The sequence below is a fragment of the Agrobacterium sp. 22-209-1 genome, from assembly GCF_053522485.1.
Map to the genome: position 1 here is coordinate 17,231 of NZ_JBNWCH010000010.1, position 26,432 is coordinate 43,662.

At 59.2% G+C, this 26,432-nt stretch carries 24 protein-coding genes; 13 read left to right on the top strand and 11 right to left on the bottom strand.

Going from position 1 to position 26,432, the window contains the following annotated elements; all coding sequences use genetic code 11:
* Positions 1-60: 60 nt before the first annotated feature.
* Positions 61-1,158: a carboxynorspermidine decarboxylase gene (nspC, locus tag ACQZ48_RS19150; protein WP_443389044.1), complete on the bottom strand. Its 1,098-nt coding sequence runs from the start codon at positions 1,156-1,158 to the stop codon at positions 61-63.
* Between the two features lie 277 nt (positions 1,159-1,435).
* Here nspC and ACQZ48_RS19155 point away from each other — a divergent pair, with 277 nt between their 5' ends.
* The 3 genes from ACQZ48_RS19155 (at position 1,436) to galE (ending at position 3,387) form a co-directional block, all read left to right on the top strand.
* Entirely contained in the window at positions 1,436-1,780 is a 345-nt protein-coding gene (locus tag ACQZ48_RS19155; RefSeq protein WP_149148979.1) for a DUF883 family protein, read from the top strand.
* A 4-nt stretch (positions 1,781-1,784) separates the two neighbouring features.
* On the top strand, positions 1,785-2,222 hold the full coding sequence (locus ACQZ48_RS19160; RefSeq protein ID WP_443389046.1) for a hypothetical protein: 438 nt from the start codon (positions 1,785-1,787) through the stop codon (positions 2,220-2,222).
* 181 nt (positions 2,223-2,403) lie between these two features.
* Positions 2,404-3,387, top strand: coding sequence for a UDP-glucose 4-epimerase GalE (gene galE, locus ACQZ48_RS19165; protein ID WP_045015763.1), 984 nt, complete (start codon positions 2,404-2,406; stop codon positions 3,385-3,387).
* Positions 3,388-3,491: 104 nt separating this feature from the next.
* Here galE and ACQZ48_RS19170 read toward each other — a convergent pair whose 3' ends face one another.
* Entirely contained in the window at positions 3,492-4,067 is a 576-nt protein-coding gene (locus ACQZ48_RS19170) for a PRC-barrel domain-containing protein (RefSeq protein ID WP_374638098.1), read from the bottom strand.
* Between the two features lie 235 nt (positions 4,068-4,302).
* Between ACQZ48_RS19170 and ACQZ48_RS19175 the strand changes: the two genes are divergently transcribed.
* Positions 4,303-6,027 carry a sensor histidine kinase gene (locus ACQZ48_RS19175; protein ID WP_077984947.1) on the top strand — a complete coding sequence of 575 codons (1,725 nt, stop codon included), beginning with the start codon at positions 4,303-4,305 and terminating at the stop codon, positions 6,025-6,027.
* 260 nt (positions 6,028-6,287) lie between these two features.
* Here ACQZ48_RS19175 and ACQZ48_RS19180 read toward each other — a convergent pair whose 3' ends face one another.
* Positions 6,288-7,280, bottom strand: coding sequence for a sensor histidine kinase (locus tag ACQZ48_RS19180; protein ID WP_448729183.1), 993 nt, complete (start codon positions 7,278-7,280; stop codon positions 6,288-6,290).
* Between the two features lie 95 nt (positions 7,281-7,375).
* A complete protein-coding gene (locus tag ACQZ48_RS19185; protein WP_080794289.1) occupies positions 7,376-8,170 on the bottom strand; it encodes a response regulator in 795 nt (264 codons plus the stop codon).
* Between the two features lie 138 nt (positions 8,171-8,308).
* On the opposite strand from ACQZ48_RS19185, the gene ACQZ48_RS19190 reads away from it, so the two are divergent.
* Positions 8,309-8,515, top strand: a complete 207-nt coding sequence (locus tag ACQZ48_RS19190; RefSeq protein ID WP_077984949.1) for a NepR family anti-sigma factor — start codon at positions 8,309-8,311, stop codon at positions 8,513-8,515.
* A complete protein-coding gene (locus ACQZ48_RS19195; protein WP_003508744.1) occupies positions 8,515-9,081 on the top strand; it encodes an RNA polymerase sigma factor in 567 nt (188 codons plus the stop codon). Before ACQZ48_RS19190 ends, ACQZ48_RS19195 begins: the two co-directional genes overlap by 1 nt.
* A 59-nt stretch (positions 9,082-9,140) precedes the next feature.
* Here the strand turns inward: ACQZ48_RS19195 and ACQZ48_RS19200 are convergent, their stop codons facing one another.
* A complete protein-coding gene (locus ACQZ48_RS19200; RefSeq protein WP_077984950.1) occupies positions 9,141-9,611 on the bottom strand; it encodes an Lrp/AsnC family transcriptional regulator in 471 nt (156 codons plus the stop codon).
* Positions 9,612-9,788: 177 nt separating this feature from the next.
* Here ACQZ48_RS19200 and putA point away from each other — a divergent pair, with 177 nt between their 5' ends.
* A complete protein-coding gene (gene putA, locus ACQZ48_RS19205; protein WP_448729184.1) occupies positions 9,789-13,463 on the top strand; it encodes a trifunctional transcriptional regulator/proline dehydrogenase/L-glutamate gamma-semialdehyde dehydrogenase in 3,675 nt (1,224 codons plus the stop codon).
* A gap of 131 nt (positions 13,464-13,594) precedes the next feature.
* Here putA and amaB read toward each other — a convergent pair whose 3' ends face one another.
* Positions 13,595-15,124: an L-piperidine-6-carboxylate dehydrogenase gene (amaB, locus tag ACQZ48_RS19210; protein ID WP_077984952.1), complete on the bottom strand. Its 1,530-nt coding sequence runs from the start codon at positions 15,122-15,124 to the stop codon at positions 13,595-13,597.
* Positions 15,125-15,325: 201 nt separating this feature from the next.
* Here amaB and ACQZ48_RS19215 point away from each other — a divergent pair, with 201 nt between their 5' ends.
* Entirely contained in the window at positions 15,326-16,228 is a 903-nt protein-coding gene (locus ACQZ48_RS19215; RefSeq protein ID WP_269824552.1) for a LysR family transcriptional regulator, read from the top strand.
* A gap of 4 nt (positions 16,229-16,232) precedes the next feature.
* Here the strand turns inward: ACQZ48_RS19215 and ACQZ48_RS19220 are convergent, their stop codons facing one another.
* Together ACQZ48_RS19220 and ACQZ48_RS19225 are read right to left on the bottom strand one after the other, a co-directional pair.
* Positions 16,233-17,222 carry a glutathione S-transferase family protein gene (locus ACQZ48_RS19220; protein WP_374638102.1) on the bottom strand — a complete coding sequence of 330 codons (990 nt, stop codon included), beginning with the start codon at positions 17,220-17,222 and terminating at the stop codon, positions 16,233-16,235.
* Positions 17,223-17,326: 104 nt separating this feature from the next.
* Entirely contained in the window at positions 17,327-18,214 is an 888-nt protein-coding gene (locus ACQZ48_RS19225; RefSeq protein ID WP_077984955.1) for a DMT family transporter, read from the bottom strand.
* Between the two features lie 381 nt (positions 18,215-18,595).
* On the opposite strand from ACQZ48_RS19225, the gene ACQZ48_RS19230 reads away from it, so the two are divergent.
* Together ACQZ48_RS19230 and ACQZ48_RS19235 are read left to right on the top strand one after the other, a co-directional pair.
* Complete coding sequence (locus tag ACQZ48_RS19230) at positions 18,596-19,927, top strand: UDP-glucose dehydrogenase family protein (protein ID WP_448729185.1); 1,332 nt, start codon at positions 18,596-18,598, stop codon at positions 19,925-19,927.
* Between the two features lie 86 nt (positions 19,928-20,013).
* Positions 20,014-21,033, top strand: a complete 1,020-nt coding sequence (locus tag ACQZ48_RS19235; protein WP_077984957.1) for an NAD-dependent epimerase — start codon at positions 20,014-20,016, stop codon at positions 21,031-21,033.
* Between the two features lie 6 nt (positions 21,034-21,039).
* On the opposite strand, the gene ACQZ48_RS19240 is transcribed toward ACQZ48_RS19235, so the two are convergent.
* Genes ACQZ48_RS19240 through ACQZ48_RS19250 form a run of 3 tightly spaced genes read right to left on the bottom strand, consistent with a single transcriptional unit; the run spans position 21,040 to position 24,801 of the window.
* Complete coding sequence (locus ACQZ48_RS19240) at positions 21,040-22,086, bottom strand: glutathione synthase (protein WP_137412453.1); 1,047 nt, start codon at positions 22,084-22,086, stop codon at positions 21,040-21,042.
* A gap of 10 nt (positions 22,087-22,096) precedes the next feature.
* Positions 22,097-23,974, bottom strand: coding sequence for a flavohemoglobin expression-modulating QEGLA motif protein (locus tag ACQZ48_RS19245; protein WP_448729186.1), 1,878 nt, complete (start codon positions 23,972-23,974; stop codon positions 22,097-22,099).
* Entirely contained in the window at positions 23,971-24,801 is an 831-nt protein-coding gene (locus tag ACQZ48_RS19250) for an N-formylglutamate amidohydrolase (RefSeq protein WP_137412455.1), read from the bottom strand. Before ACQZ48_RS19250 ends, ACQZ48_RS19245 begins: the two co-directional genes overlap by 4 nt.
* Positions 24,802-25,091: 290 nt before the next feature.
* Here ACQZ48_RS19250 and ACQZ48_RS19255 point away from each other — a divergent pair, with 290 nt between their 5' ends.
* The 3 genes from ACQZ48_RS19255 to ACQZ48_RS19265 all read left to right on the top strand — a co-directional run bounded on the left by ACQZ48_RS19255 (position 25,092) and on the right by ACQZ48_RS19265 (position 26,395).
* Positions 25,092-25,313 carry a hypothetical protein gene (locus ACQZ48_RS19255; protein ID WP_077984959.1) on the top strand — a complete coding sequence of 74 codons (222 nt, stop codon included), beginning with the start codon at positions 25,092-25,094 and terminating at the stop codon, positions 25,311-25,313.
* 18 nt (positions 25,314-25,331) lie between these two features.
* The gene (locus tag ACQZ48_RS19260; protein WP_137412456.1) at positions 25,332-25,892 is read left to right on the top strand and encodes a type 1 glutamine amidotransferase domain-containing protein; all 561 of its coding nucleotides are present in this window, start codon (positions 25,332-25,334) and stop codon (positions 25,890-25,892) included.
* 62 nt (positions 25,893-25,954) lie between these two features.
* On the top strand, positions 25,955-26,395 hold the full coding sequence (locus tag ACQZ48_RS19265) for a PPC domain-containing DNA-binding protein (protein WP_448729187.1): 441 nt from the start codon (positions 25,955-25,957) through the stop codon (positions 26,393-26,395).
* The last annotated feature ends 37 nt before the right edge of the window (positions 26,396-26,432 follow it).

Genomic DNA, 26,432 nt, shown 5'->3' on the forward strand with positions numbered 1-26,432 from the left:
TTCAGGTGATGCCTCCTTTTCCCCGCAGGGATGAGCTTCGTTTCATGTTAAAAACAGGGTTTAAGACAGGCTTTGCTCGAAATCGGCAAAGTCGAATTCACGAACGGCGCGAACGGTGCCGTCCAGTTCCTTGATGGCGATGGTCGGCATCCTCACGCCGTTGAACCAGTTCTTCTTGACCATGGTGTAGCCGGCCGCATCCTGGAAGGAGATGCGGTCGCCGACCTTCAACTCCTTGTCGAAGCGAAAATCGCCGAAAATATCGCCGGCGAGGCAGGACTTGCCGCAGACCATATAGGGATGCTCGCCTTCGTTCGGCAAAACCTTGGCGGTTTCACGATAGATCAGCAGATCGAGCATGTGCGCTTCGATGGAGCTGTCGACGATAGCAAGGTTCTTGCCGTTGAACAGCGTGTCGAGAACCGTCACTTCGAGCGTCGTGCTCTTCGTGATCGAGGCTTCGCCCGGCTCCAGATAGACCTGAACGCCATATTTTTCAGAGAAGGCCCGCAGACGGTCGCAGAACTGGTCGAGCGGATAATTATCGCCGGTAAAGTGGATACCGCCGCCAAGGCTCACCCATTCGGCACGCGACAGCAGCGATCCGAACTTTTCCTCAATCTGGGTCAACATGCGGTCAAACAGAGAGAAATCGCCGTTTTCGCAATTATTGTGGATCATGAAACCGGAAATGCGGTCCATGACCTTGTCGACCTTGGCCACATCCCATTCGCCGAGACGGCTGAAGGGACGCGCGGGATCGGCAAGGTCGAAGCTCGAAGAGCTGACCTGCGGGTTGAGGCGCAGACCACGGGTGATACCGGAGGCCTTGTCCGCAAAACGCTCGAGCTGGCTGATGGAATTGAAGATGATCTTGTCCGCATTCGAGATCACCTCGTTGATTTCGTAATCGGCATAGGCGACGGAATAGGCATGGGTTTCACCACCGAATTTCTCGCGGCCGAGACGGACTTCATAAAGCGACGACGAGGTGGTGCCGTCCATATATTGCGACATGAAATCGAAAACCGACCATGTGGCGAAGCACTTCAGCGCCAAGAGCGCCTTGGCGCCGGATTTTTCCCGCACATAGGCAATCTTCTCCATGTTGCGAAGAAGTTTTGTCTTGTCGATGAGGTAATAGGGCGTCTGCAGCATGTCGTTTCACATATTGATTGAAGTCAAGGTACGTCTCGATGATGGGCCTTATAGGATGCTTGTGACAGGAAAACAAATGTCCGGGGGCGAATTCCTGAAAAATGCCTGACCATTCAAGAAGGGCAAATAATCACATGACGTTACGGAACCAAGGCCGGGTCGGCGCGTTTTACTCCCGGACAGGCGGGTTGTTTCTGCCGCCGCAACGAGAGTTAAGCGGTGTCAGTCATTGACATGTCGCCATTTCCATCAACGATGTTCAAGAAGGACCTGACCAATGGCAAGCGTGCGCAGCAGCGTTAACGACAAGATCCAGCAATCCCTCGAAAGCGGTGACGCAGCCGATGTGGCCGCACAGCTCGCCCAGCTTCGCGAAGATCTGGCAAATCTTGCCAAGAGTGTGAAAGCGCTTGGCGTCGGCGCATCTTACGAGCTGAAGGCACAGGCCGCGCGGGTCGCAGACGATGCAATTTCCGCGTCGAGTGACATGGCGGACACTGTCCGTAACGAGATTTCCACGCTGAACGACAACCTCACCGATCAGGTCCAGAAGAACCCGCTGCAGTCGCTCGGCATCGCCGTCGGCGTCGGCTTCGTTCTTGCCCTCCTGACGCGTCGATAAGCTCATGCTTGAGGCATTGCTGGTCTATCTGGGGGAGACCCAGCGTGAAGGGCGTGTCGTCACGAGACGATTGCGCTCCGTCATCATATTGTCGGTGCTGGCGGGGATATTTTTCCTGATAGCCTTTGTCGCAGCGGTCGTGGCGGGATCAATCTATCTGGCGCGTCACGTGGGGGCTGGACCTGCAGCGCTCGTCGTTGCGGGCTCTGCCTTTCTGCTCGGTGTTATCATGCTGGTGGCGCTCGCCATCCTCAAACGCCCGAGGGTCTACGCGACCAGACCGATGTCACCATTTGCTGCCGCAGCACCTTTAACGGCTGCGCCGCTCGCGCTGCAATCGCTGCTTTCGCTTGCAATCCAGGCACGCCCTTACGCGACACTTGCCGTCGCTGTTGCGGCCGGATTTCTCGCGACGAGGGCGGGTACAAAAAAGACCAAGTAACTTCTTGGCAGCCTTGCAAGACCAACCGCGCATCCAGACGATGGATGCGCGGTTTTTTTTATGTTACCCGCGAAGGATAGACTGGTTGTTGGCGTTGCCCGCCACGCCGCCCTTATTTGAACAAAGTGACATACAGTCTCGGGCAGTCTCTGCGCGTCCGTAATTTTCTGAAAGGCAATTGATGAAGAAGAAAGTCCTTGTCGTCGGCGGTGCCGGCTATATCGGTTCGCACACCTGCCTTCTCCTGTCTGAGCGAGGGTATGAACCGGTCGTTTTCGACAATCTGTCCAACGGGCATGAGGAGTTTGTCCGCTGGGGGCCTTTCGAACAGGGTGATATTCGCGACCGGGCGCGGCTGGACGAGGTCTTCGCCAAGCACCAGCCAGAGGCCGTTCTTCACTTCGCTGCGCTGATCGAAGTCGGTGAATCGGTCAAGCAGCCCGTGGCTTTCTATGACAACAACGTCATCGGCTCGCTCAACCTGCTTTCCGCCGCCATCGATGCCGGCGTCACGGCTTTCGTTTTTTCGTCCACCTGCGCAACTTACGGATTGCCCGAACAGGTACCGATCGACGAGACGCACCGGCAGGCGCCGATCAACCCCTATGGCCGCACCAAATGGGTGGTGGAGCAGGCGCTGAAGGATTACAGCACCTATAAGGGGCTGCGTTCGGTCATGCTGCGCTACTTCAACGCCGCTGGCGCGGATTTCGAAGGCCGCATCGGTGAATGGCACAAGCCGGAGACCCACGCGATCCCGCTGGCCATCGAAGCCGCACTCGGCCGGCGTCAAGGCTTCAAGGTGTTCGGCACGGATTACGACACGCGCGACGGCACCTGCGTGCGCGACTATATCCACATTCTCGATCTCGCCGATGCGCATGTGCGGGCCGTGGATTATCTGCTTGCCGGCGGGGAGACCGTCGAACTCAACCTCGGCACCGGCACCGGAACGACTGTGAAGGAACTGCTGGCGGCGATTTCGGAGGTTTCCGGCCGCCCCTTCCCCGTCGAATATACCGGGCGGCGCGACGGCGATTCCACGACACTCGTCGCCAATAACGACAAGGCGAAGGAGGTTCTCGGCTGGGAGCCGCGTTATTCCCTCTCCGACATCATCAAATCCGCCTGGGCCTGGCACTCCTCCCGCAATGCGGGCGATTGAACAGCCGGCGATCAGATAGAAAAAAGACACCGGCCTGTTGGCCGGTGCCTCTCGCGGGACAGGTGATTGAAGCCGGTCCCGCTCCTGCCTCCCAGGGACGGGAATTAGGGCTTGGTGGCGGACGTCGTCGTGCCGTCAGGGGCCGCCGGCGTTGTCGCGTTCTTTTCGCTCGCCTGCTGTTCCAGCGTCTTGAATTCGGGAGCGGCCTTCAGCGTTTCCGCCGTTTCCGTCGTTGTCAGGCGGATTGTACCGTCTTGCGCGTTGCGCGTCATCGTTACCTTATCCATCGGAACCGCAACATCCTTTGCGCCGATGCCCAGGAAGCCGCCGACGCCGATCACCGCAGCAACCAGACCGCCATCTTCTTCCATAATCAGGTTGGTGACGTTACCGATGCTTTCATCGGCCGCCGTATAGACCGACTTGCCGATATAATCGTTCGCGCTGACCTGCGTTTCGCCCTGCTCGGTCAAATAGGCGCCACCCATCGTTGTGGCCGCGCTGTCATTGGCAGAAGGGGCGGCAGGCGTCATCGGGGTGGCAGGCGGGTTTGCCGGCTCTGTCTGCGCACTCGGATTTGCCGGTGCGGGCTGGGTCGTACCCTGAGCGATGGCCAGCGGCGCGAAAGCCGTGGTGCCCATCAAAGCAGCTGTGACGAGGATAGTAATTTTCTTTGCCATTTCGTACCTTCCTTTCATCGTTCTCAACTGGCCGGCGGTGATGAATTTCATACCCGCTGCTCGACCGGTTCGTCAGGCAAACGGGTTGGTCGTTGAAATAGTTCCGATTTTTTCAATCATACCGATGCAATTGTGGCCTGCCACAACGACCGAAGGTAAAAAATCAGGCATTGCTAATGAGGGACGGCACGGTATTATCCGTGCCGTAACAATGCCATAACTGCCGGAGTTTTGTATGCCTCTACCCGGCAACAGACTGAAAGACATGATTTCGGCTTTGCGTCGGCGCAGCGCGAATTTTTTCCCAACGGCTTCCATCGGCACCTATCTGGTGGTGATGGCTACCGTCATCACCCTGCCGCTCATTCTCTTTGGCGGCTATCTGATGCTGCGCCTGGAAGCGGAAAAACGCGACGACCTGCAACGGGAAACCATCGAGGACGTGCGGGTGGCCTCGCGCAATATCGACCGCCGCCTGCAGGAAATCGCCACGTCTCTCAATCTCCTGTCGCAATTCCCGGAACTTGAAAGCGGCAATCTCGCCGCGTTTCAGGGACGCGTCGCCGACAGCCTGAAGCGGGAGGGCCTCTACGCCATTCTCACGACCAAAGATGGCCAGCAGCGTCTCAATACACGCATGCCCTATGGCCAGCCGCTCGGCAAGGTGCCGGCGGAAGCCAACCTGGCCAAAGCGATCGACTCTGGCCGCATCACCGTCTCGAACATGTTTTTCGGCCAGACCAGCAAGGAATGGGTGTTCAACGTCACCTTGCCGCTCGGCCCGGATTTGGACGCCGCCGGAGACGCCCTGATCCTAACGCAGAATACCAGCGACCTGAGCCGGCTCATTCCCACGGAAACCCTGCCACGCAACTGGGCGGTCGCCATCATTGACGGCAACAACCGCGTTGTCGTCTCAAGCGCGCCCGATGAGGCGGAAATGGGCAAGCCGTTTGTCACCCCGGACGTCCTTTCGGAGATGCAGGCATTCAGCGGCAATTTTTTTGACGGCAAGGGCAATCTCTATGCCTATGCCCAATTACCGGGCTGGCAATGGAAGACGGTGATGTGGGGTCCGCTCGCCGCAAGCCAGGCGGCGCTGATAGATACCTGGCGACAGATGATGATCGGCAGCCTGGTGCTGGTGCTTATCGCCATTGGCGGCGCCTATCTGGTCGGCCGGCAATTGCGCAGCTCCATTCGTGATCTGACCCTGATGGCCGAGCGCATCGGTGAGGGCGAGATCGTCGCACCCATCGATACCAAGATAAAGGAAGCCAACCAGGTCGCCATAGCACTCTCCAACGCGTCCTTCGACAGAAGCCAGTCAGAAGAGCGGCTGCAATTGCTGCTGCACGAACTTGTACACCGTTCCAAGAACATTCTGACGCTGGTTCAGGCGATGATACGGCAATTGGGACGCGAAAATAAAAGTATTCCGGAATTTCAAAAGGAGGTGGATCACCGCCTGCGCGGCCTTGGAATGTCGATCCGGGCCTTAGCGGAGGTTCAATGGCAAGGCCTGCCGATCCGCAAGCTGATCGAGACCCATCTCGAAGTTTTCGGCACCGTGGCGCATCGCGTCCTGCTGATCGGAGATGATTTCATGCTCTCCCCGGAAGCAGCACAGAATTTCGGCCTGGTGATCCATGAGCTGACGACGAATTCCATCAAATATGGCGCATTGTCGGTTCCAACAGGAAAAATCACCGTGCGCTGGCAGCCGTTTGAAAAAGACGGGCGCCAGATGATCCACCTCGTCTGGACCGAAACCGGTGGCCCTCCGGCGAGCGAACCGAGCCGCAAGGGTTTCGGCACCACGGTCATAAAAAGGCATGCGGAAGGCGCCTTCGGTGGGCAGGTGCTGACGGAATATCGTGAAGCCGGCTTCGAGTGGACGCTGGAGGCGCCGATGCGTTATTTCACGCCCAAAAGATCGGAACAGACAGGCCAGCACTGATGCTGGCAAGCGGGTTCAAAAGCAGCTCATTTGTCGATTGTTAAAAAATGCATTTTGCGGGAACCTATTCCCGGCAGGTGCATTCTTACTGCAGGCCAAGCAATTCCCCCGTCCCCGCCTGAAGCTTGGCTGAAAATAAACAGGTTTCACCCCTGAAAACCTGTCATAAAATAGCACGGCTCTTTTCATGAGCCGTGCTATTTGTTTTTGATTTCCAGGACATGAGCGTTAAACCCGGCGTCGCGCCCGATATCGCGATTTCAGGCGGCGTCCACGCTGTCGCCGGAAGGAAATTTCAGCCGGTAGACGATTCGCTTAGCCGTCAACTCGTATTCGGCGCTTCCACCCAGCGCGGAGGGAACCACCTTTTCGAGCACCACGCTGCCGAAGCTGCCACGCCGGGTTTCGACCGGCTCTTTCGACTGCATCATCGGCTCATTCCATTCAACCATATAAAACTCACCCTCCTGACGACATTGCAGGGATATGGGGGGGTGATAGGCAAGATTGCCGCTATGGCTGACGGTGTTCACGACCAGTTCATGGAAGGCGAGCCCGATATAAAGCGCGCCGTTCGGATTTAGCAGCAGGTTTTCGCCTTCCATATGGATGAGGTTCGGATATTCCGGCACATAAAGATCGAATTGCTGGCGCAGCAGCTCGAATATTCGCGCGCCCCGCCAGTCCGAATCCGTGATGAGATCCTGACTTTGCGCAAGAGCATGTAGCCGTCCTCGAAACTTTCTCAGAAAATCGTCCTTGGTCAGGCTGAAGCGGGCCGTCTGGCCTGCAAGGCTCTGGATGATCGCCAGGAGATTCTTGGAACGGTGGCTGACCTCGCGCAGCAACGAGCGCAGAAGCTGCTCGCGCCGCCTTTCCGCCGTCACCTCGCGAATGGTGGTTTTCATCACCACCTGGTTCGACTGGTTGAAGGTGGAGTGGACCTGAAACTGAAAGACACGATCGTTGCCGGCGTTGACTTCCAGCATACCGCGGCTGCCCGCCGTCTTCATGTCCTTTTTAAGTTCGGCAAGCCGCGCGGAGAGATCTTTGCCGAACAGATTTTCGTCGGTCGGGTGGGAATCGGCCGGAAGTTTCCAGACATCCGGCAGATTGGCCACGAATATATAGTCGCGGTTCCAGTCCTGCAGCATGACTGTTTCACCCGAATCGAGCAAGGCGAGAACGAGCGAGTCGTGAAGTTCGCTTTCGTTCCTCTCCGCGTTGTGCCATGCCAGCCGATGCAAATTCATCTCCTTGCAGAACGCCGCAGGTTAGCCCCACGACTGTAACCGCCAACGCCCGGGCGCCAGACTGGTTCCCGGTCAGCCTGCGGCTTCGGCAAAATTCACGCCGCGGCGCGTGAGCTTTCGTTGAAAAACAGGGCCTGGCTGATAAGCGCCTTCACCATGTCCGGATTAAACGGCTTCGTCACGAGGAAGGTCGGCTCCGGCCGTTCGCCCGTCAGAAGACGCTCGGGGAAAGCCGTGATGAAGATAACCGGGAGGGTGGTCATCTCAAGAATGTCCTTCATCGCATCGAGACCGGAACTGCCGTCGGCAAGCTGAATATCGGCAAGGATCATCTTCGGTTGGGTGCGATGGAAGAGATCGAGCGCTTCCGTATGCGTGCGGGCGATGCCAGTGACACGGTGACCGAGATCGGTGACCATCTGCTCGATATCCATCGCGATCAGAGGTTCGTCCTCGATGATCATGATATCGGTCGCCACCTGCCGGGCGATCTCAGAGGCTGCCTCGTCGATCAGCTTGCCGACCTGATCCTCGGAGACTTTCAGGACTTCTGCGGTTTCCGATGGCGTGAATTCTTCGACCGTCGTCAAGAGGAAAGCCTGACGGGCCAGCGCCGGCACGGCGGAGAGGTTGGCCGAGGCGCGTTTTTCCCATCCCGACAGGTTTTCGTCGGTCTTAATATTGATCGTGACGGAACTAAAGATCGATACGAACAATTGATAGAGCGAAACGCGATCGCTGCTTGTCTGCGGAAAAATGCTGATATCGGCGATCAGAGCTTCGAGTGTTGCCGCAACATAGGCATCGCCCGTCGATTGTGAGCCGCAAACGGCACGCGCGAACCTGCGCAGATATGGCAGGTGCGGTGCGATGCGTGTAGAAACTGACATGGAATTCTCCCCTTTCATGCGGTCTGCAACGCAAACCCACGATAGCAACGTGCGCATGTCAAAAATAGTTCCGGATCGCCGGAACTATTTTTTTCACCGCGCATTCTTTGCCACGACGCAGAAGGAATACCGGACGTTATGAGAATATTTCAATCGGACCAAGACCAGCCGGACAATCCGGCCGCCCCCCAGGTTCCACACTCGGGACGGGCGGTGATTTCCCGCAAGCTCAGGGAGCTTTATGATGCCGTTCAGGATGAAGGCATCCCTGACAAATTCCTCGACCTTCTCGAAAAACTCGATGAAGCCGAAAGCAGAGCCAAGACGAAGGCTTCGGAGGAATGATGGCGAAAGAGCCGGAACAGACAGAATACAATTTCAAGCGGGAAATGCTGGCGGCGCTGCCGAACCTGCGCGCCTTCGCGATTTCGCTCATCCGCTCGAGGGACCGTGCCGACGACCTCGTGCAGGACACGATCATGAAGGCCTGGGCCAAACAGGACAGCTACCAGCCTGGCACCAACATGCGGGCATGGCTGGTGACGATCCTGCGCAACGAGTTCTACAGCCAGATTCGCAAATCCGGCCGTGAGGTGCAGGATACGGACGGCGTCTATACCTCGCGCCTGTCGGTGCCGCCGGAACAGCATGGTTCGGTAGACCTTCAGGATTTCCGTGCAGCACTCGCAAAGCTGCCGGACGACCAGCGTGAAGCCATCCTGCTGATCGGGGCTTCGGGTTTTGCCTACGAGGAAGCCGCCGAGATTTGCGGTTGCCCTGTCGGCACAATCAAGAGCCGCGTGAGCCGTGCGAGACTGCGCCTGCAGGAATTGCTCGGCATCGAGAACGAAAACGAGTTCGGCCCGGATGCGCAGATGAGCGCGGTGACCGCCGCTGCCACGGCGCGCTGAGGAAATTGAACGACAGAAACGGGCAGGCAAACGTCTGCCCGTTTTTTCATGGCCGCTTTTCAGATGCCGGTTTCCTTGACCGATTGCATGACCACGAAGGTCGAAGTGTTGGCCACGGATGGCAGGCTCGAGATTTTTTCGCCGAGTACCCTTCGATACTTGCGAATATCGCTGGTGCGCACCTTCAGAAGATAATCGAAGGCGCCGGCGATCATGTGGCACTCCTCCACTTCCTTGATCTTGCGCACCGCCGCGTTGAACTCCTCCAGCGCCTTTTCACGCGTATCGGAGAGTTTTACCTCGGCGAAAGCGATGTGATCGACGCCGAGCTTCTGCGGATTGAGCATGGCGCGGAAGCCGAGAATATAGCCTTCATCCACCAGCCGCTTCAGCCGCGTCTGGCAGGGCGTCTTGGAAAGACCGACCCGTTTTGACAATTGCAGAACGGACATCCGCCCGTCCTCGCTGAGCGCCTCGAGGATCTTGAGATCGAAGTGGTCCAGACCGTCTGTTTTTTGACTATTTGCCACGCGATTTTACGCCTTATCTAAAAAATAAAAGTTCATATAGCCTGTTTTATCCCGACAATAGGGCCATAGCAATTTTTGCGATGATGATATTGTCTGTGCCAGAGATGAAAAGCGGCGGGCGGAGGACACGCGGCCGCCGTAGGTCTGTCTTCAACAGCGTTTTCAGGGTTTTTCAGAATGGCCGATGGTGCAAGCAACGCCGGTGTAGTGGCGAACGATATTTTCCAGAATTTTGCGCCGCCGGTGCGCGAGCAAAGCTTGTTGCGCAAGGCGATCACCGCCGCCTATCGTCGCCCGGAAGAAGAATGCCTGGCGCCGCTTATCGAGGCGGCAACGGTGACGGCTGAAGAGGCGAAAGCCATTCGCGACACCGCCCGCAAACTGATCGAGGCATTGCGCGCCAAGACCAGGGGCACCGGCGTCGAGGGGCTGGTGCAGGAATATTCGCTCTCCAGCCACGAGGGCGTGGCGCTGATGTGCCTTGCCGAAGCGCTGCTGCGCATTCCCGACACAGCCACCCGCGACGCGCTTATCCGCGACAAGATCGCACGCGGCGACTGGAAGTCCCATATTGGCGGAGGGCGCTCGCTCTTCGTCAATGCCGCCACCTGGGGCCTCGTCATCACCGGCAAGCTGACGTCGACGGTAAACGATAGCGGCCTTTCGTCGGCGCTGACCAAGCTCATCGCCCGCGCCGGCGAACCCGTCATCCGCCGTGGCGTCGACATGGCCATGCGCATGATGGGTGAGCAATTCGTCACCGGCGAAACCATCGGCGAAGCGATCAAGCGTTCGAAGCCGCTGGAGGAACAGGGCTTCCAATATTCCTACGATATGCTCGGCGAAGCCGCGACCACCGCCAAGGATGCGGAGCGTTATTACAAGGACTATGAAAACGCCATCCACGCCATCGGCAAGGCGTCGGCCGGCCGTGGCATCTATGGCGGGCCGGGCATTTCCATCAAGCTTTCGGCGCTGCATCCACGTTATGCCCGCGCCCAGGCTGAGCGGGTGATGGCTGAGCTTCTTCCGCGCGTCAAATCGCTGATGCTGCTCAGCAAGACATACGATATCGGCCTCAATATCGATGCCGAGGAAGCCGACCGGCTGGAACTGTCGCTCGATCTTCTCGAAGAACTGGCGCTCGACAGGGATCTCGCTGGCTGGAACGGCCTCGGCTTTGTGGTGCAGGCCTATGGCCGCCGTTGCCCCTTCGTTCTCGATTACATCATCGATCTCGCCCGCCGTGCGGGCCGCCGCATCATGGTGCGCCTCGTCAAGGGCGCTTATTGGGACGCGGAAATCAAGCGCGCACAGGTGGAGGGGCTGGAGGATTTCCCGGTCTTCACCCGCAAGGTGCACACGGATGTCTCCTACATCGCCTGCGCCCGCAAGCTGCTCGCCGCGCGCGATCTGGTCTTTCCGCAGTTTGCCACCCACAATGCGCAATCCATGGCGACGATCTACCATCTTGCCGGTCCAGACTTCAAACTCGGCGACTACGAGTTCCAGTGCCTGCATGGCATGGGCGAACCGCTCTACAGCGAAGTCGTCGGCAAAAAGAAGCTCGACCGTCCCTGCCGTTTCTACGCCCCCGTCGGCACGCATGAGACGCTGCTGGCATATCTCGTGCGCCGCCTGCTGGAAAACGGTGCGAACTCTTCCTTCGTCAACCGCATTGCCGACCCCGCCGTGCCGGTGGATTCCCTGCTGGAAGACCCGGTCACGGTGGTTAAAACCTACCCCGTTCCCGGCGCGCGTCACGACCGCATCGCCGCCCCTGAAGGTCTGTTCGGCCCTGAACGCAAAAATTCCGCCGGCCTCGATCTTTCCAACGAAACGACGCTCGCCGCACTAGACGGAACCCTCAAGGCAGGTACAGCAACGGAATGGAAAGCCGCCGCGCCGCAGGCAGGCGGTAACGCGCGCCCGGTTCTCAATCCCGGCGACCACAATGATATCGTCGGCCATGTGACCGAACCGACTGAAGCCGATGCCGAAGCGGCCATGCAGCGGGCGGCGGCCTCGAACTGGCCTTCCACCCCGGTGGATGAACGCGCCGCCTGCCTGGAGCGCGCCGCCGACGCGATGCAGGCCGAGATGCCCGCCCTGCTCGGCCTCATCATGCGCGAAGCGGGAAAATCCATGCCGAACGCGATTGCCGAGGTGCGCGAGGCGATCGACTTCCTGCGTTATTATGCGGCGGAAGCCCGCAGAAACTTCAAGGCCGGCGAAACGCCGCTCGGCCCGGTCGTCTGTATCAGCCCGTGGAACTTTCCGCTTGCGATCTTCATCGGTCAGGTAGCGGCGGCGCTGGTCGCCGGCAATCCGGTTCTGGCAAAGCCCGCCGAAGAAACGCCGCTGATCGCGGCTCAGGGCATACGCCTGCTGCATGAGGCAGGCGTTCCGGAAGACGCCGTGCAGCTTCTGCCGGGCGACGGTAAAACAGGTGCAGCACTCGTCGGTTCACCATCGACGGCAGGTGTAATGTTTACGGGTTCAACGGAAGTGGCGCGGCTCATTCAGGGCCAGCTTGCCGGTCGGGTTCTGGCCAATGGCCAGCCGGTGCCGCTGATTGCAGAAACCGGCGGACAGAATGCCATGATCGTCGATTCCTCCGCGCTTGCCGAGCAGGTCGTCGCCGATGTCATCGCGTCCGCCTTCGATAGCGCCGGCCAGCGCTGCTCGGCATTGCGCATCCTCTGCCTGCAGGAAGATGTGGCGGACCGCACGCTGACCATGCTGAAAGGCGCACTGCATGAATTGCGGATCGGCCGCACCGACAAGCTTTCCGTCGATGTCGGCCCCGTCATCACCGCGGAGGCGAAGGGCATCATCGAAAAGCATATCGAGGGCATGCGCGGGCTCGGCCACCGCATCGAACAGATTTCGCTTGCGGGTGAGACCGGCAGGGGCACCTTCGTGCCGCCAACGATCATCGAGATGAAATCGCTTGCCGATCTGAAACGCGAAGTCTTTGGCCCGGTGCTGCACGTCATCCGCTTCAAGCGCGACAATCTCGACCGGCTGATCGACGAGATCAACGCCACCGGTTACGGCCTCACCTTCGGCCTGCACACCCGGCTCGACGATACGATCCAGCACGTTCTGTCCCGCGTCGCGGCCGGCAATCTTTATGTGAACCGCAACATCATCGGCGCGGTTGTCGGCGTGCAGCCCTTTGGCGGACGCGGCCTCTCCGGCACCGGCCCCAAGGCGGGCGGCCCGCTTTATCTCGGCCGCATGACGCAAAAGGCGCCAAAGATCGACCGCATCGCCAGCCAGCAGGATCAGGCAGCCGTCGATCTCGCCCGCTGGCTGGACGAAAACGGCGAAACCGTCGCGGCCGAAGCCGCACGTCAGGCGGCAGCGCTTTCCGGCCTCGGCTTTGAAACCGAGCTGGCGGGGCCTGTCGGCGAGCGCAATGTCTATGCGCTGCATCCGCGTGGAAAGGTTCTGCTGGTTCCGGCAACCGAACAGGGGCTTTACCGCCAGCTAGCGGCAGCGCTTGCGACCGGAAACGCGGTTGTCATCGACAATGCTTCTGGACTGGAGAAGTCGATCTATGGCTTGCCGGCCACTGTAACCTCGCGCATCGTCTGGGCGGATGATTGGGAAAAATCCGGTCCCTTCGCCGGCGCGCTGGTTGAGGGAGACGCGGATCGTATCGTGACGGTCAATAAAAAGATCGCCGCCCTGCCCGGCCCGCTCACTCTCGTTCAGGCCGCGGCGACGGAAGCGCTTTGCGGGGAAAGCCAGCCCTATAATCTCGACTGGCTGGTCGAAGAAGTCTCCGTCAGCGCCAACACCACGGCCGCCGGCGGCAACGCCAGCCTGATGAGCATTGGCTGACGATATTGTCCGGCGGGTCTCGGCCCTGCCGGTTCATGCCTTGTCCCTTGGTGCCGCCACGGCGAATAGAAATGCCGGCGTGGATGAAGCCGCGCCGGCATGGTGGATCAATTTCTCTCTGGAAGAGGCGATTATTCGATATCGAACGAAACACCCTGTGCCAGCGGCAGCGCCTTGGAGTAGTTGATGGTGTTGGTGGCGCGGCGCATATAGGCCTTCCAGGCGTCGGAGCCGGATTCACGGCCGCCGCCGGTTTCCTTCTCGCCACCGAAGGCGCCGCCGATTTCCGCACCCGAAGTGCCGATATTGACGTTGGCAATGCCGCAATCGGAGCCTTCCGACGACAGGAACCGTTCCGATTCCTGCATGTCGCGGGTGAAGATCGATGACGAAAGACCGGCGGCAACGGCGTTGTGGTCGTCGATCGCCTGATCGAGATCGCTGTATTTCATGACGTAGAGGATCGGCGCGAAAGTCTCTTCCAGCACAGGCCCCGCCTGCTTCGGCATTTCGACAAGCGCCGGCTGGACGTAATAGGCATCAGGCGCACCCGTATCCACGCGGCCGCCGCCATTCACCACGCCATCATGCGCTTTCGCCGCTTCGAGGGCCTTCTGCATGCCGTCAAAAGCCGCCTTGTCGACCAGCGGACCGACGAGTGCGGAGGTTTCCAGCGGGTTGCCGACGGAAACGGACGCATAGGCCTTTTTCAGGCGCGGCACGAGCTGGTCATAGACACTGTCATGCACGAAGAGACGGCGAAGTGTGGTGCAGCGCTGACCGGCCGTGCCCATGGCGCCGAAGGCGATGGCGCGCAGCGCCATGTCGAGATCGGCGGAAGGGCAGACGATACCGGCATTGTTGCCGCCGAGTTCCAGAATGGCGCGGGCGAAGCGTTTCGCCAGACGCGGGCCGACATCACGGCCCATGCGGGTGGAACCGGTGGCCGAGACGAGCGGCACCTTGGGATTATCCACCAATGCCTCGCCAACGGCGCGGTCGCCGATCAGAAGCTGCGAGAGACCTTCCGGCGCATCGCCGAAGCGGGCGGCGGCGCGCTCAAAGATGCCCTGAACGGCAAGTGCCGTCAGCGGGGTCTTCTCCGAAGGCTTCCAGACCACCGAATTGCCGCAGACGATGGCGAGCGCCGCATTCCACGACCATACCGCGACCGGGAAATTGAAGGCGGAGATGACGCCGACAACGCCAAGCGGATGCCAGGTTTCCATCATGCGGTGGCCTGGACGTTCGGTGGCGATCGTGAGACCATAAAGCTGGCGGGAAAGACCGACGGCGAAATCGCAGATGTCGATCATTTCCTGCACTTCGCCGAGACCTTCGGACGGAATCTTGCCTGCTTCCAGCGACACGAGACGGCCGAGATCGCTCTTGAAGGCGCGCAGTTCCTCACCGAGCAGCCGGATCAACTCACCACGACGGGGAGCCGGCACATTGCGCCATGCCTTGAAAGCGGCGTCGGCCCGGTCGATCACGGCTGCGACACCTTCGACCGAAACGGTCTTCAGGCTCGCGACCTGCTCACCCGTCACCGGGCTGAAGGACGCCATATCGCCGCTGGTATAAAGTTCGCGGGCAACGCCCATCCTGTCGAGCAGGGCCGCCGCTTCCTGTTTCACATCGAGCTTCGTGGTCGCATCCATATCCGTCGTCCTTTTGGCTAAAAAAGGGAGGAAAGGCCGTTTTGACGCGGCGCTTTCAACTCCCGTCACTTTTCTTTCCCCGAATTTGTCATCCGTTCTCTGGAACTGGCGTTTTGCACCGTTCCATTCTTTCCCGTAATCATATATGGCTACAATAACGCTTTCTAATGAGGAAAGCGGGTAAGTTGATGCGAGAATGGAATGGATCCACGCAGAAGACTGGTCCCTGACATCGTTACCCTGCAAGCGTTCGAATGCGCGGCGCGGCACGGCAATTTTACGCGTGCGGCGGAAGAACTCAACCTCACGCAGAGCGCGGTGAGCCGGCAGATCGGTGAACTCGAAGCGCAGACGGGAATGCAGCTTTTCGAGCGCATCCGCAGGCGGGTCGTGCTCTCGGAGGCGGGCCGCAAATTCCTGCCGGACGTGCGACGCCTGTTGCAGCAGTCCGAACAGCTGATGGTGCGCGCGGTTTCAGCCGGAACATCGCACGCATCGCTTTCCGTCGCGACATTGCCGACATTCGGCAGCCGCTGGCTGATGCCGCGCCTCCGCCGCTTCATCGACAACAATCCTGATGTGGCAATCACTATCGGCTCGCGCTCCCACCCCTTCGATTTCGATGAGGAAGGTTTCGATCTCGCCATTCATTACGGCCAGCCGGTCTGGGCGCATGGCACCTGCACATTTTTATGCAACGAGGTGATCGTGCCGGTTGCGAGCCCCACCCTCCTGCGCCGCGCCAGCGTGAGCGTGCCGCAGGACCTGACCGGACAACCGCTCCTGCATGTGACGACGCGGCCGAAACTATGGACGGAATGGCTGGAGATGAACGGTGTGACGGCGGCTAACGCTTATCAGGGTAGCCGTTTCGACCAGTTTTCGATGATCATCGAGGCAGCCGCGAGCGGCATCGGCTTTGCCCTTCTGCCGAAATATCTCATCGAGGCGGAGATCGCCTCCGGCCGCCTCGAAATCGTCTTCGACATTCCCCTGCGGACCGACAAGAGTTATTACATCGCCCTGCCGGAAGGACGGCAGGACAATGCGCTGGCCCGCGCCTTTCAGGCCTGGCTGCTCGATCAGGTCGGCAAGCCGGTGTAATCCATCATCTGCTCAGATGAAAAGGGCGAAGGGAAACACCGTCAAGTCCTGGAAGATCGGGGCCGACAGGCACGATACGGGTCGGATTGAGCGCCTTGATGGAATAATAACCACGCTTGATGTGATCGATATTGACCGTGTCGCGCACGCCCGGAACGTTCAGCACGCGCATCATATAGGCGTGCAGCGCGGAATAATCGGCAATGCGGCGAAGATTGCATTTAAACAGGCCGTAATAGGCGGCGTCGAAACGCACCAGCGTCACAAAAAGCCGGACATCCGTTTCGGTCAGAAGATCGCCGAAAAGGAAAGGCCCGCCTGAAACAAGACGGTTTTCAAGCTCCTGAAGCGTTGCGAAGACGTCGGCGAAGGCCTCTTCATAGGCCACCTGCGTGGTGGCGAAACCGGTTCTGTAAACGCCGTTGTTGAGGCGCGGATAGATGTGGTCATTGAGAGCATCGATTTCATCGCGCAGACCTTCCGGATACAGGTCCACGCCATCATCGGCCAGAGCGCCGAAACCGGAATTCAACATGCGCAGAATATCGGCGGATTCGTTGTTGACGATGGTTTTTGTCTTTTTGTCCCAAAGCACGGGCACGGTGGCGCGACCGGTATAATGCGGATCCGCCCTGGTGTAGGCCTCGTGCATATAGGTAAAGCCGTTGAGCGTATCGCGGCCCGAACCCGGATAGTCGCCGAATTTCCAGCCCTCATCGGAAAGCGCCGGCTCGACCACGGAAACGGAAATCACCTCTTCCAGCTTCTTCAGCTTTCGGCCAATCAGCGTGCGCGATGCCCAGGGGCAGATCAGCGCGACATAAAGATGATAGCGGCCACTTTCGGCCGCAAAACCGCCCTCGCCCGTCGGCCCCGCCGAACCGTCAGGTGTCACCCAGTTGCGGAAGCCGGAGGTCTGGCGGACAAAGCCGCCTTTCTTGTCCGTCGCCTGCACCGGATGCCAGTCGGCGGTCCATTTTCCATCCACGAGCATTTGCGGCTCCCCGTTCATCTAAAGATGAAAGCCTTATGGGCCGGGTCGCCGCCGCTTCACAAGCCGCGCTTCGGTTGACGCACTGTTTCCGATCAAGGGTGAGTTCAAAGACGATTGCGGAAAAACGGGTTCCAGCGCACGGTGCCGAGCCTTACCTTCTCACGGATCATCGTCAGCAGTCCCGATGCGGCGATGACGGCGAGCCCAAGCACAGCAGTGGCGTCAGGATATTCGTGGAAGAAAGCAATGCCGATCGCCACGGCCCAGAGGATTTGCGAATAATGCGAGGGCGCGATCTGGCTTGCCGGCGCGATGCGGGTTGCGACCAGAAGGGTGATCTGGCCCGTTGCCGTGCAAAGCCCGATGAAAGCGAAGGCGAGCAACTGGTGCAGATTGGGCATGACGAAATCGGGGATCGACGCGATGCCATTAAAGGTCAAACCATAGATCAACAGCACGCCCATGATCGAGGTGCGCTTTTCCTTGCCCGCCAGCGAGCGCAAAAGAACGATGGTCATGGCCGCAAGGAATGCCACGCCGATGGCGGCAATATGCCCGAGCTCCAGTGTCTTGAAACCAGGCCGCACGACGAGAATGACACCGACGATGCCGGCCAGAACCGCCGCCCAGCGCCACGGGCCGATATTCTCCTTCAGCACGGCGGCGGAAAGGACGGTCACGAAGAGCGGCGACAGGAAGATCAGCGCATACGCTTCCGCCAGCGGAATGGTGGTGAAGGCATAGATTCCGAAAATACCGGCGAAAAGCCCGGAGATGGCACGGCCATGCACGGCGAAGGGCCGGCTCATGCGCCAGAATTCGCGCCACCTTTCTTCGCGCGGCTTGCTGAAGAAGATGAAGATGCCGGAGAAAAGAATGCTGAAGAAGCCTATTTCGAAGACGCTGATCTGCGATCCCAGCGACTTGATTGTGGCATCGCCCATGGAAAAGGTCGCATAAGCGAACAGACCGAGCAGAAAACCCTTTTGCATTTGACTTCCCCAACATCGACCGCAATGCAAAGCATCCCCCGGCCGCGTGACGCGACCTGGACGCCCCAACCAAGGGACAGACGGTCTGGCAGATTTGATCCTCGACCCTATGGCTAGACCCGGCTACCTATGAGTGCAAGCCGCAAAACAGGCAAAAATGGGCGATCTCACAGCATCGATGCAATCGGCTGCAAGGTGCGGCAAATTTGTCCCGCCACGGCCATCACATCACCGTCATGGAAAGAGGTTAGCCGGTGTTGATCGTGGCGCTTGGCGACGGACATGAAGGCGGCTAAACATCATCATGCGATTTTTCACCCGCCGATTTCCCCGGCCGGTGCTGCTGCGTTAACATGGCCTCGCTAACCGAAAGGAAAAAGAATGCGGATTGTGATGATCGGTTCGGGTTATGTCGGCCTCGTGTCCGGCGCGTGTTTTGCCGATTTCGGCCATGACGTGGTCTGCGTCGACAAGATGCCGGAGAAGATCGAAGCCCTGAAAAGCGGCCATATCCCCATCTTCGAGCCTGGTCTGGAAACCATCGTCGCCAACAACGCCAAGGCTGGCCGGCTGAGTTTCACGACCGATCTTTCCGCAGCTGTCGCCAATGCCGATGTCGTCTTCATCGCAGTCGGCACGCCCTCGCGGCGCGGCGACGGCCATGCCGATCTCGGTTATGTCTATGCGGCGGCGAAGGAGATCGCCCATGCGCTTGACGGGTTCACCGTCATCGTCACCAAATCTACTGTTCCCGTCGGCACCGGCGACGAGGTGGAGCGCATCATTCGCGAAGAAAACCCCTCGGCCGATTTCGCCGTGGTCTCCAACCCGGAATTCCTGCGCGAAGGGGCCGCCATCGAGGATTTCAAGCGGCCGGACCGCATCGTCGTCGGCCTTTCGGATGAGCGCGCCCGCCCCGTCATGACCGAGGTTTACCGCCCGCTTTACCTCAACCAGTCACCGCTGCTCTTCACTACAAGACGCGCTTCCGAACTCATCAAATATGCCGCCAACGCCTTTCTGGCGATGAAGATCACCTTTATCAACGAAATGGCTGATCTCTGCGAAAAGGTCGGCGCCAATGTGCAGGACGTCTCGCGCGGCATCGGTCTCGATGGCCGCATAGGCCCGAAATTCCTGCATGCCGGCCCCGGTTATGGCGGCTCCTGTTTCCCGAAGGACACGCTGGCGCTCGCCAAGACCGCGCAGGATTATGATGCGCCGGTGCGGCTGATCGAAACCACCATCGCCATCAACGACAACCGCAAGCGCGCCATGGGCCGCAAGGTCATCAACGCTGTGGGCGGCGATGTGCGCGGCAAGAAGATCGCCGTGCTTGGCCTCACCTTCAAGCCGAATACCGACGACATGCGCGACAGCCCGGCAATCGCCATCATCCAGACTTTGCAGGATGGTGGCGCAAAAGTGGTGGGCTACGATCCGGAAGGCATGGCGAATGCCCGGCACCTGATGGAAGACATCGACTATGCGGCCGGCCCTTACGAAGCCGCGGAAAACGCCGACGCCGTCGTGATCGTGACGGAATGGAACCAGTTCCGCGCGCTCGACCTGCCGCGCCTCAAAGCCATCATGAAAAGCCCTGTGCTCGTGGACCTGCGCAATATCTACCGAACGGATGAAGTTGCCGCGCATGGCTTCATCTATGCCGCCGTCGGCCGCCCGCATGAAGGCAGCCCGGGCAACGGCACCTGAAGGCTGCGCTTTCGCAATTTCATCAAAAGATTTTCCGCGCTTCGGTCTAACCGCAAACGCACCAACGGATTCGGGACTTAGTCATCATGCGTTATCTGGTTACCGGCACGGCAGGATTCATCGGCTTTTACGTTGCGAAACGGCTGCTGGATGCCGGCCATTTTGTCACCGGCTTCGATGGCATGACGAAATATTACGATGTCAGCCTCAAGGAAAAACGCCACGCCATCCTTGCCCGCTCCAACGGCTTCCGGGCCGAGATCGGCATGTTGGAAGATACCGATGCGCTGAAGCGGGCGGCAGAAGCAGCAGAACCGGAAATCATCATCCACCTCGCCGCACAGGCCGGGGTTCGTTACAGCCTTGAAAATCCGCGCGCCTATATCGATTCCAATCTCATCGGCTCGTTCAACATGCTGGAACTTGCCAGAAGCCTTGAGGTCAAGCACCTGATGCTGGCGTCTACCTCTTCCATCTACGGCGCCAACGAGAAAATCCCGTTTGCGGAAAGCGACAAGGCCGACGAGCCGATGACGCTTTACGCCGCCACCAAAAAATCCATGGAACTGATGGCGCACAGCTATGCGCATCTGCACAAGCTGCCCACCACCGCCTTCCGCTTCTTCACGGTCTACGGCCCGTGGGGACGGCCGGACATGGCACCGATCAAATTCGTCGATGCCGTTTCCAACGGCCGGCCCATCGATATTTACGGGCAAGGCAATATGAGCCGTGATTTCACCTATATCGACGATCTCGTGGAGGGCATTGTCCGGTTGAGCCAGATCATCCCCTCCGAGGAAAACCGTGTGACGCAGGAAGGCGTGACCGACACGCTTTCGCACCACGCACCTTTCCGCGTCGTCAATATCGGTGGCGGCCAGCCGGTGGAACTGATGCATTTTGTCGAAACGATCGAAAAGGCCGTTGGCAAGCCGGCGATCCGCAACATGCTGCCGATGCAGCAGGGCGATGTTCCCCGCACCTTCGCCTCGCCCGATCTCCTGAGGGCATTGACCGGTTATGTGCCGCAGACCCCGGTCGAGGAGGGCATCAAGGCCCTCGTCGCCTGGTATCGCGACATGAACGGCAAACTGAAAGAATAATAATAATCAGAGTGTCGCCAGCAGCCTGTTCGACAGGGCACCACCGGATGCCGCCTGCATCGACACCTTGGTTTCCACCGCCTCGATGATTGTATCGCTGAAGTCCACATTGGTGAGTTCAAGGATATTCGACAGCCCGCCCGGCGAAAACACGTTCACCTCCAATATCTTGTCGCCGACGATATCGAGGCCGACAAGGAACATGCCATCCTCCACGAGCTTCGGACGCATCATTTCAGCCAGTTCGACAATCTCATCCGTCACCTTCACCGCCTCGGCGGTGCCGTTGGCGTGGATGTTGGAGCGCAGGTCTCCCTTGGCCGGCACCCGGCGAAGCGCGGCATATTGGCCATCGCGCATCAACGGCCTGCCATTCATCATGAAGAACCGCACATCGCCCTCTTTCGCGGCCGGCAGATAGGCCTGCGCAATCAGATAACCCTCAAGGCTCACCGCCTCGAAAATCTGATTGAGATTGGTCTCCTTGCTCGACCCGATCTTGAAAACATTCTTGCCGCCGGAGCCCTGCAGCGGCTTGACGATGACGCCCTTCGGGTGCGCATCGGCAAAGGCTCGGATTTCCTCGACGTTGCGGGAAATCAGCGTCGTTGGGCGAACGATTTCCGGGAAGCTCTGAAAATAGAGCTTGTTCTGCGCAAGCGCCAGACCTTCGGGGTCGTTCAGCACCACCACGCCGCGCTGCTCGGCAAGCCTGCCGAACAGAATACCGGCATGAACGGCCCATGGCCGGGTGGTCTGGTCGAGCGACGGATCGTTGCGCAGCATCAGCGCGTCGATTTCCTCCACGTCCATGGTCATGCGCTCAAGCGCCTTGTCCTGGAGTGCCACATGGAAAGCCTCTGGCTTTTTGTATTTTCCCTTACGGACAACAGTGGCATGAACCGCCAGCGTGTCATCGGAGCGCAGGGTAAAATCCCCCGGTGTCAGATAGACCACATCATGGCCGCGATTGAGCGCGGCCATGGCCAGCAGGCCCGTGGCGAAGGTCGGCCCCTCGGTTTCGATGGAATTGACGAAAAATGCGATACGCATGAAGCCCCTCCTATAAAGTCGCCAGTTCGGCGATGGATAATCCCGCCCGGATTTTCTCCAGGCGCTCATTGGCCTTGGCGGGCAATAAAAATGCAGGCCTTATCCCAGGGGGACGTAACAGGCCGCGCAAGGCCAGCTCCTGCATGACAGGAAAATGCTGAGCGGCGATCTTACCCATCCAGAACGGATCGAGCGCCCCGCCCTTTCGTAGATGGTCCATCACCTCGGCCAGCCCGCGCAGATAAATCGCATCCTTGGAGAGACCGCCGCCGCGATAGATGCGCAGCACCATGTTGAAGGCGCCGGCCTCATCGAACCCGTGATCGCGGGTCATGATACGGAAGGTCTCCACGAAGCTTGCACCATCCAGCATGGCGGCGCATCCGACAACGCGGCCAGCGATCAGCCGCAGGCGCTCACGCGTCATACCGCCAGCCAGATATTCCGCCAGCACTGCCAGCCCCTCCTGCACGCCTTCGTAACCGGAAAGGCCGGTGCGGAAGAGCCGCAACCCCTGAAACGAGCCATTGAAATAGGTGAGAAGATGCACCCCGATCTCATGCGACAGCAGCGCCTCGACACGGCGCTGTTCCATGACGGTATGGCGGGAGATCAAAAGCTTCTCGCCCGTCACCATCATGCCCGGCGGCAGGTCGTCGCGGATTTCGACGCGCGCCTTGAACTCCGGTTCTTCCGCCAGATAGGTCTCGACCATCTCGCGCGACTTGTTCGCGACAGCATAACAATCGACCATGGCGATTTCGCCACTTTCCTGCCCGCGCGGGCAATCCTTGAGCACATGAAGCGCCAGCGTCAGAAGCGCGGGTTCGACGGCACCGTAGAGCGCGCGGGAGAAATCGGTGAAGGTACGATGATGCAGGCTGGCCAGCATCGTCAGCTGCAGATCGATCTCCCGCTGTTTCTCCCGATAAAGATGATAGAGCACAGGGTCTTCGAGGTGATCGAAGGCGACGGAATAAAGCTTGCGCTTCTGCTCTTCCACATCCACGCCCAGCGGTCGGTAAAGCAGGCGCGGCGCGTATTGGAAGCCGCCGTCGCGAAACTCCTCGAAGGCCCGTCGCGCATTGATGGGCGTGACCGAGAGTAGAAAATCGAACGACGAGACGATGTCGTCGATAGATCGGTCGGCGCGTTTCACCGCATCCACAAAGGCCTTGCGACCCAGCGCCCTGTGACTGGCGACGTTTAACGCATCCATATCGGAGGAAAAAGACGAAAAGGCCTGCAAACCCGCATCGAAAAGATCGGCGATCATCGTCTCCCGCAAACCGGGATAATCGGCACCGGATTCCGGCTGGCGATAGATCGGCGCAAAACGCACGCTGATGCAGGGAAAATCCAGCCCGGCATTCTGAAACCGGAGGATCGGATCGGCTTCCGGTTCCGGCCGGGTGATGCGCGGCGTACGAAAGCGTACCTCGGCATCGCAGACTGCCTTTATGAAGACCCGACGCGCTTTCTGGGTTTCCGGTTCTGACGTGGCGGAGACCGAAACCTCAAAATGCGGCAGGAAAGGTGAATCGTCGGCCAGCAGGATGTCATGCTCCAGTTCGCCGATATCGAGCACGATGAAGGCGCCGAAACGCTGCCGCACGACCGTGCCAATAGCCTCGATCAGCGGCGCCGCCTCCTGAATGGTCGGCACGATCAGATAGGAGGCATGGGCGGCGGCGATATCGCGGGCGGCGAGATTTTTCGTGCCGCCGGTCAGATGCAGGCACAGGAACGGCAGCGGCCGGTCGATATGCAGACGACCGTCTTTGCCGACATCGCGGCGGATGGCCTTGCCGGCCTCAAGGCAGGACACGACGTCATCGACCAGATCGGCGATGGGAGAGGGCGCGCTGGGGGCGGATGAAGGGTTCATCGCCGCGACCTCAGACATTCTTCGATTACTGGCTGGAGTGCCGCGATCGCTTGGCGAATATCCGCCACCACACGCTCATCCGGCTTTCCCGTCCACTCGTCCATGAAAAATTTCTTGAACTCGATTGCGATGGCGCAGCCATTTTCTGCGAACCTTTCGTGGATGAAACGGGTCTGCTCTCCCTTGCCCTGAAACGCCACGTTCTCGCGAACATCGAGGTGGCGTTCGCCGATGGTCGCTGACGCGAAATGGCGCCCGACCGCGCTCACGATATCGCCCCAGCGGCTGCGATCCATGGAGAAGGTGCCTATATTGATATCGGGCGCTTCCGCCTGCGCCGTCGGTGGCGCGGCCGCACCCTGCCGGCGATGATTATAGCTGTGTATATCAAGCACCACGAAAGCCCCATGCCGCCTTTCGATTGCGGAGAGCATAGTCTCCAGCATCGTGTAATAGTCGGCGTGAAAGTCGAGCGACTGCCGGACGGCTTCCTGCGCCGGCTCTTCTTTCCAGACCTCAAGCCCCCAGGATTGTTCCGGCTTCAGATAGATCGCCTGATCGGCCGCTCGGTTGAGATCGATTTCGAAACGTGAATGGTGAACGACGATACGGTTCGTCAGCCCGGCGATCATCTCACCGGTGAAAGGGTCTTCCTCCCTCAGCCTCTGTTCCGGGGAAAGGGCCATGAGCCGCGACACGTCAGGTCTAATGCGATGGCCGTCATGGATGGCCGTGCCGATAACGGGCGAGCCGCCGAAATCGATCGACCAGAAGCCTTTGTTTTCGTGGTTATTCCGGTATTCACCGTCGCTCTGTCTGGCTGCCATGCCGCCTCCCCTGCATCGGGGATAAAACAGCCGGACATGCCCGTTTGTTCCGGTGAAAAATTGCGCGCGATACATTCCGCTCGGCAATGACGCCGCCGGAAAACTACGGAACCTTACCGGAAAGATCACGTTGTTCCAACTGGAGGGGCCGCCGTGTCAAACGGACGCGATGGTGCTGAAGAACATCGGGATTTTTCCGTTTTCTCCCGATGGCCAACGAAACGGCAGCCGAGCTTCTTACCCATCCGGCGCCCCTCCGTTCCCGCTTTCGACGCACAAGGAGCCGCGACATGGAAAAGACCGAAACACGCAAACTTGCGGAAGAATATCTGCGTCTCGGCGGCACGCGTCAGGTGATGATCGACGATAACAAGACCTTCGTGCGCCAATGGGAGCACGAACCGGCGGAGGCCGAACGGTTCTGGCAAACGCATATCGAAAATCTCGATGCGGAGCGCCGCAAGGACGTGGAGTTTTTCCTGCCATCTATCAATTCCGACAAGGACGACTAAACCTACAAGGAGAAAGACATGACTGCTATCAACGCCGCAAAAATCCTCATTCTCGCAACGGACGGCTATGAGCGTTCCGAATTGCGCGTGCCCTATGACCAGCTGAAGGCCAAAGGTGCAGACGTGAAGATCGCCTCCATCGAAGAGGGCGAGATCAAGAGCTGGGACAAGAAGAACTGGGGCGACAGCATCGCCGTCGATCTCTTGGCGAAAGCCGTCAAAGCGGAAGATTTTGACGCGCTGGTTCTTCCCGGCGGCCAGATCAACCCAGATATTCTGCGTCACGACGAGGATGCGATGCGGGTGGTCCGCGATTTCGTCAAATCCGGCAAGGTGGTCGCCGCCATCTGCCATGCACCGTGGCTGCTTGTCGAAGCCGACGCCCTGCGTGGCCGCGACGCCACCTCCTATTGGTCGATCAAGACCGACCTCAAGAATGCCGGCGCCAACTGGAAGGATGAAAAGGTGGTAACGGACAAGGGGATCGTTACCTCCCGCAGCCCTGACGATCTCGACGCCTTTGTCGCCAAGATCGTGGAAGAGGTCGAGGAAGGCCGCCACGAACGCCGCGCCGCTTAAGACACGCACCTTTATTCCCGTGCCGCCGGTTTTCCGGCGGCACTTCTATTTGGGAGGAAGACATGAAAAGCAGATTGCTGGCAAGCGGCGCGGAGCGTACCTTCATCCTCGTCATTGATCCCGAAGAAGAAGCATTCGAGGCCATCAGGCGCTTTGCCAAGGCCGAGAACATCAACGCCGCCTCGGTGAGCGCGATCGGGGCTTTCGCCACGGCGACCCTCGCCTTTTTCGACCTTTCGACGCGTGACTACAATGAAATACCGATCACCGACCAGGGCGAGGTTCTGAGCCTGCTCGGAGATATCACCCTTGACGAGAACGACACACCCAATCCGCACCTGCATGTGGTTCTGGGCTTTGCCGACGGCTCCACGAAGGGCGGCCATTTTCTCAAAGGAGTGGTGCGGCCAACGCTGGAAGTCGTCATCCGCGAAACACCTGCGGAGTTGCGGCGCAGTTATCGCCGGGAATTCGGCATCGCTCTCATCGATCCCGCGAAATAAACCCACGGAACCGGAAAAACACCATTGCGTTATCGCT